Below are 1,446 nucleotides of genomic sequence, written 5' to 3'. Positions count from 1 at the left end.
GCATATGATTTGTTAAGCACAGCTATTTATTCAGATTTATCTCAAAAAATGGCTATGAAAATAGGAGGAGAATATATACCTAAAAAAATATATTTACGTCATTTTTATAAAATGGTTGCGGATACTAAATCCGCTCAATTGTCCTTAAAAAAGCAAATAAAAAGAATGACTGATTTAATCAATGATAAAGCAATAAAATTAAAGAAAGAACTCGAGGGTAAAGGTTTGCGTTCTGAAGTTTTTGATGCAATCATCAATGTTATTCAACAGCGTTCTCAACATTTAAAAATTTAATCTATTTTCTTTTTTATTTCTCATTTTCTAACGGATAAAGTTTTATGGCGTTATGGATAAACTGCTTAAATGTTCGCCTGATAAGGCTAATACTAATGGTTAATAATTTAAGTAAGAAAAATTCTCAATTTTAACTCTTGATAGATATACAAAAAGACATTATTTGAGTACAATGTACTTCAACTGAAGAGGAGTTTTAGATAATGGCAAGAATTCAGGTACGAATTCATGATGATATAAATGTTTCCGCAAGTGCTGTTATTGAAGAAGCAGGTCTAACTATATCTGATGTCGTATGTATGTTTTTAACAAATATTGCTGTAGATAAAGCCTTGCCTGTTTATTTATTTAGAACTGAAGGTAATGTCAAAATTCATCAATCTGTAAAGTGAACTAAAACTAGCTTAAATGAAAAGGAGCTTTGGATAATGGCAAGAATTCAAGTCCATGTCCCAGATGCTATCAAACACGTTTCAGAAGAGGTTATTCAATCTACGGGTTTAACTATTTCCGATGCTGTACGTATGTTGATGGTATATATTGCTAAAAATGAAGTTTTACCGCTTGATCTTTTTCAACCTTCTCCAGAAACGCTACAAGCTATCAAGGATGCAGAGGATGGGTGTATGGAAAGTATGTCATTAGATGATTTGCGAAACATGATCTGCAATGATGAAGATAAAAAAAACGAATTAAAAAAGCGCGCTTAAGCCAAGACATATGAGGGAAATTATCAGCACTAGATTATTTCGGCGTGATGTTAAACGTGAAAAAAAAGGAAAGCACGCTCACATATTAAAAACAGACTTACTCCTTGTGATTGAAACATTGGCAAAAGACAAACCATTGGAAGTACGTTTTAAAGATCATAGGATGATAGGTGCTTGGCGGGGTTGGCACGATTGTTATAATTGCCATATTAAACCAGATCTTATTTTGCTTTATAGAAAGCCTGAAACTAATACATTAGAATTATTACGTCTTGGTTCCCATTCAGAACTGCGTATATGATTAATTGTTTTTTCCGTTCTTAAAAAAATGAAATTAAAAAACACATATAACAACTTCTAATATCAGAAAAAACGATCATTTTTTATGAACGAAAATTGTATATTTAATTCCTATTTTTTCTATGCAATAATATATCAGTTT

At 31.0% G+C, this 1,446-nt stretch carries 3 protein-coding genes and 1 pseudogene; all 4 read left to right on the top strand.

The window, feature by feature from the left end; translation table 11 throughout:
• Nucleotides 1-294 (top strand): annotated as a pseudogene (locus ACFIMG_RS05605) (type II toxin-antitoxin system HipA family toxin); the annotation flags it as partial.
• Between the two features lie 203 nt (nucleotides 295-497).
• Complete coding sequence (locus ACFIMG_RS05600; protein ID WP_375618669.1) at nucleotides 498-686, top strand: type II toxin-antitoxin system RelB/DinJ family antitoxin; 189 nt, start codon at nucleotides 498-500, stop codon at nucleotides 684-686.
• Nucleotides 687-722: 36 nt separating this feature from the next.
• Complete coding sequence (locus ACFIMG_RS05595; protein WP_375618670.1) at nucleotides 723-1,004, top strand: type II toxin-antitoxin system RelB/DinJ family antitoxin; 282 nt, start codon at nucleotides 723-725, stop codon at nucleotides 1,002-1,004.
• Nucleotides 1,005-1,014: 10 nt separating this feature from the next.
• Nucleotides 1,015-1,305 (top strand): type II toxin-antitoxin system YafQ family toxin, encoded by a 291-nt coding sequence (locus ACFIMG_RS05590; RefSeq protein WP_375618671.1) that lies wholly within the window; start codon nucleotides 1,015-1,017, stop codon nucleotides 1,303-1,305.
• The last annotated feature ends 141 nt before the right edge of the window (nucleotides 1,306-1,446 follow it).

Origin of the sequence: Bartonella sp. AP11XZML (genome assembly GCF_042196445.1) — a bacterium.
Taxonomy (GTDB): Bacteria; Pseudomonadota; Alphaproteobacteria; order Rhizobiales; family Rhizobiaceae; genus Bartonella.
Note: the sequence above shows the minus strand (reverse complement) of the source record. Positions and strands in the feature narration are given on the sequence as shown.